We start from the raw sequence: 4,498 nt of genomic DNA on the forward strand, positions 1-4,498 counted from the left end.
GTTGCAGGAACATCCGATGAGTATGAATATTCAGTTGATTGTGTAAATGAAAACTCAACAACTGCGTTTTCCTGGTCTCAAAATGGGGATACTGTAACAGTAACCGAATCCGGTCTGACAGCATCGGCTGCTCAAGACGGAAACAAATTAACACTAGTTGTTCCAAATGGTTTTGAGATTCCTGTTGAACAAGGTGGTGGTACGGCAACGGTTACTGAAAATTTGACCATTGAATATACGAAACAGTAACACTGTTTAAAGTGTCTGAAATTTAAAGCCTCTTGATAGTTCAAGGGGCTTTTGATTTTTAATGCGCCTCCAGCCAGTTGCTGCCTTCACCCAAATCAACATCCAAAGGCACTTCGAGCTTAAATGCGTTTTCCATTTCGGTTTTGATAAGGGTTTTTACTTGTTCAAGTTCGGGTTTGTAAGCGTCAAAAACCAATTCGTCATGCACCTGAAGCAGCATCTTGGTTTTGTAATCTCCTTCAACAAGTTTATTGTAAATAGAAATCATCGCGATTTTGATGATGTCTGCAGCGCTTCCCTGGATGGGGGCATTCACGGCATTGCGCTCTGCCGCACCGCGCACCACGGCGTTTTGTGAATTAATGTCTTTTAAATAACGCCTTCTGCCCAAAACGGTTTGTACATAACCATTTTCACGGGCAAAATCAACCTGTTCTGCCATATAGCTTTTTAGCTTGGGATAGGTCTCATAATAAGTGTCAATCAATTCCTTGCCTTCGGTGCGGTTGAGGTCAGTTTGATTGCTCAACCCAAAGGCCGAAACTCCATAAATAATCCCAAAATTCACCGTTTTCGCATTGCCACGCTGCTCACGGGTGACCTCTTCAATAGGGACATTAAACACCTTTGAAGCAGTGGAAGCATGAATATCTTCACCGTTTTTAAATGCTTGCATCATTTTGGGCTCCTTGCTTAATGCGGCGATAATGCGCAATTCTATCTGCGAATAATCAGCTGCGAGCAGGGTGTATTCTTCATTTCTGGGAACAAACGCTTTGCGCACTTCGCGGCCACGTTCTGTTCTTATGGGGATGTTTTGCAAGTTGGGATTGTTGCTACTCAACCGGCCGGTAGCGGCGACGGTTTGCATATAGTCAGTATGCACCCTTCCGGTCACAGGGCTTACCTGGTTGGGCAAAGCGTCCACATAGGTGCTTTTCAGTTTGCTCAATCCACGGTATTCCAATACGTCCCTGATGATTTTATGGTCTTTTGCCAAAACCGAAAGCACATCTTCTGCAGTGGAATATTGCCCGGTTTTGGTTTTTTTCGGTTTTTTGACAAGTTGCATTTTTTCAAAAAGGATTTCGCCCAACTGTTTTGGCGAAGCGATATTAAAGGTCTCGCCGGCTTCCTTGTAGATTTCTTTTTCTAAGTGTAAAATATCGTCATCCAGCTTTCGCGAAAGCGAATTCAAAAAATCAGCATCCAGACGAATGCCTTCAAGCTCCATATGAGCCAGCACAGATACCAAGGGGATTTCAATCTCATCAAAAAGTTTTTGGGTATTGGCTTCGCCCAGTTCTTTTTCAAAATGATGCTTGAGTTGTAGGGTGATGTCTGCGTCTTCAACGGCATATTCGGTTTGTTTCTCAAGGGGCACATCGCGCATTGATTGTTGGTTTTTACCTTTTTTGCCAATCAATTCGGTGATGGAAACGGGGGTATAATTTAAATAGGTTTCTGCCAGCACATCCATATTGTGGCGCATATCAGGGTTGATGAGGTAATGTGCCAGCATGGTGTCAAATAGTTTGCCTTTAATGGTGACGTTGTATTTAGCGAGCACTTTGATGTCATATTTTAAATTCTGGCCTACTTTTTCAATGCCTTTAGCTTCAAAAAACGGGCGTAGTTGCTCAATAATTTCCTGTGCTTCTTCTTTATTTTCAGGAAAAGGAAGGTAAAACCCCTTACCGGTTTCCCAGGAAAATGCGATACCCACGAGTTCGGCTTCCAGTGGGTCAAGCGAAGTAGTTTCAGTATCAAAACATACCGATTTTTGCTTCATAAGGTTTTGAAGAAACAGCTTGGTGCCCATTCCCGCTTGCACGGTCTGGTAAAAATGATCCGTGTCTTTAATGGTTTTGCGAGAAGAAGTCATCGTGATATTTTCTGAAGTTCCCCCTTCTGCATCAAAAAGTGAGAACTGGCCCGCACCAGCAGCCTTTCCTTTTGAGCTGTCTGATGAAGAAGCCGTTTTTTTGGTTTCTTCAGCAGGTGTGTTTGAGCTTTCAGAACTAAACAACTGTAAAAACTGATCTTTCAGCCTTCTGAATTCGAGTTCTTCAAAGATTTCCTGTACTTTTTCGCCATCAGGCATGGAGAGTTCATAGTCTTTAGCATCAAAGGTGACATCACAATCGATAAGTATTTTAGCCAGTTCTTTGGATAGCATTCCCAGCTCGGCATTTTCTTCTACCTTTTCTTTCATTTTGACTTTGAGCTTGTCAGTATTGGCCAAAAGGTTTTCCATGGTCTCAAACTCGGCAATAAATTTTTTAGCTGTTTTTTCACCCACACCGGGAAGCCCGGGAATGTTGTCTGAGGCATCACCCATCATTCCCAAAAAGTCAATGACCTGTTCAGGGCGTTTGACGCCAAACTTTTTCTGAACCTCTGGAATTCCCCAAATCTCGATACCATTTCCCATTCTGGCAGGACGGTACATAAATATATTTTCGGAAACGAGTTGGGCAAAATCTTTATCGGGTGTGACCATATAGACTTTATAGCCTTCTTTTTCGGCTTGTTTAGCCAGGGTGCCAATCACATCATCGGCCTCACAACCGGGAAGCACTACCACGGGTATGTGCATGGCTTTCAAAATATCCTGAATATAAGGAATGGCAATCATAATGGGCTCAGGCGTGGCATCGCGATTGGCTTTGTATTCGCTGTACAATTCATTGCGCACATCACTGCCGCCTTTATCAAAACACACGGCCAGATGGTCTGGCTTTTCCCTTCTGATGACATCCAGTAACGAATTCATAAATCCCATAATCGCTGAAGTATCCATCCCTTTGGAATTGATGCGCGGATTTTTGATAAAAGCATAATAACCCCTGAAAATAAGCGCATAAGCATCCAGCAGGAAAAGTCGTTTTTGTTCGGCCATGGGTGATTGAATTTTAGCTTATAAAATTACAAAACTTATATGGGCAATTAAAATGGAAATCGTATTTTTCAAATTAATGTGACGGGTGTTTTAGGTTTATAGTATCAAGTTCAATTATGGGTCATAGGAATTTGGAATGTCTAAAGTCATAAGTCGTTAATCTACAATTTGATAGTTTTTTCACAAAGGAGCGCCCAACTCTTAAGTTTAGTTGGGGGTAACTCCCAAAATGACTGTTGTAGTGGGAAAGCGGTTCCAAAGTAATTTATGTAAAAATAGTTTACCTTTGTATCACGTTGATTAGAGGTTTTTAGTTTAATAAAATCGTTAATGTATCTAAAAGAGTTAAAAAATGAATTACAAAATGTCCTTTCAGGAAAGAGTGTCTCTAGCTATGATGCTGTTATCCAAGCAGTTGCCGGTCAACTTAGAACAAGCCAAAGAGCAAGCCCAATGGCTGAAGCAAAGCACCAAAACAAAAACGAAGAAACAAAGAAGTTAATTGAATTTGCTTCAAATCATAACTTATTTATTGATACTATCGATGAATCTAAATTTATTTCTCAAGGAGCAGAACAAAAAGTTTATATTCAAGACAGTCAATATGTTATAAAACTCAATGATGCTATCTACTATGCCTCTTGGGAAGATTATTTTTACAATCTCTTGTTGCATAATTATTTCTTTGCAGATACGCATTACCAATTGTTAGGGTTTTATCAAAACCAGGATACACTTTTTGCTGTTGTAAGGCAATCTTTTATCAAGGCAGATAGCATAACTGATCTTTCAGATATTAAAGGTTTTCTCTCCTCAAATGGCTTTGAAAATATAAAAAATCACGACTATTATCATCCTGCTTTAGGCATTATTTTAGAAGATTTGCATGATGAAAATGTTTTAACCCAAAACAGCATCCTTTTTTTTATAGATACTGTTTTCTATATTAATCCTGATGTTTTTTGGGATAATAATTGAGCAATGACTGTTGTAAAGTTATCCAAGAAAAAACTGCCTTGGAAGAAATGAAACACTACACCTTTATTCTTTAGTAGGGTAAAAAAGGTAAACAAAAAATTTTATGTCTAAATGGGAAGTATAACAGTTAAGTTTTGAAAATTTTGTCTAATTATTAACGAGATTTCCGCTTTCGCGGAAATAGAGATATGAAAAAATATACTATAGCAATACACGGCGGTGCCGGAACATTAGTAAAGGGATTAATGACCCCTGAAAAAGAGAAGGAGTATAAAAATGCTTTGGAAAAAGCGTTGCAATTGGGATTTTCTTTATTGGAACAAGGAGCTTCTGCTCTTGATGTTGTGGAACAAGCCGTAAGATGTTTAG

Annotated in this window: 4 protein-coding genes; 3 read left to right on the forward strand and 1 reads right to left on the reverse strand. The window is 39.8% G+C overall.

From position 1 onward, the window contains the following. Positions 1-249, forward strand: a 249-nt coding sequence (locus AACY61_RS09230; protein WP_339611285.1) for a hypothetical protein, incomplete at its 5' end; no start/stop codon positions are given. A 58-nt stretch (positions 250-307) separates the two neighbouring features. On the opposite strand, the gene polA is transcribed toward AACY61_RS09230, so the two are convergent. Beyond that, positions 308-3,151 carry a DNA polymerase I gene (gene polA / locus AACY61_RS09235; protein ID WP_339611286.1) on the reverse strand — a complete coding sequence of 948 codons (2,844 nt, stop codon included), beginning with the start codon at positions 3,149-3,151 and terminating at the stop codon, positions 308-310. Positions 3,152-3,481: 330 nt separating this feature from the next. Here polA and AACY61_RS09240 point away from each other — a divergent pair, with 330 nt between their 5' ends. After that, the gene (locus AACY61_RS09240; protein ID WP_339611288.1) at positions 3,482-4,129 is read left to right on the forward strand and encodes a hypothetical protein; all 648 of its coding nucleotides are present in this window, start codon (positions 3,482-3,484) and stop codon (positions 4,127-4,129) included. A 188-nt stretch (positions 4,130-4,317) separates the two neighbouring features. Further along, positions 4,318-4,498, forward strand: a 181-nt coding sequence (locus AACY61_RS09245; protein ID WP_339611289.1) for an isoaspartyl peptidase/L-asparaginase, incomplete at its 3' end; no start/stop codon positions are given.

The sequence above is a fragment of the uncultured Planktosalinus sp. genome, from assembly GCF_963973675.1.
GTDB lineage: Bacteria > Bacteroidota > Bacteroidia > Flavobacteriales > Flavobacteriaceae > Planktosalinus.

What these genes read in the sequence shown, in the direction of transcription:
- polA (WP_339611286.1), bottom strand. Translation starts at nt 3,151, where the DNA reads ATGGCCGAACAAAAACGACTTTTCCTGCTGGATGCTTATGCGCTTATT.
- AACY61_RS09240 (WP_339611288.1), top strand. Translation starts at nt 3,482, where the DNA reads ATGTATCTAAAAGAGTTAAAAAATGAATTACAAAATGTCCTTTCAGGA.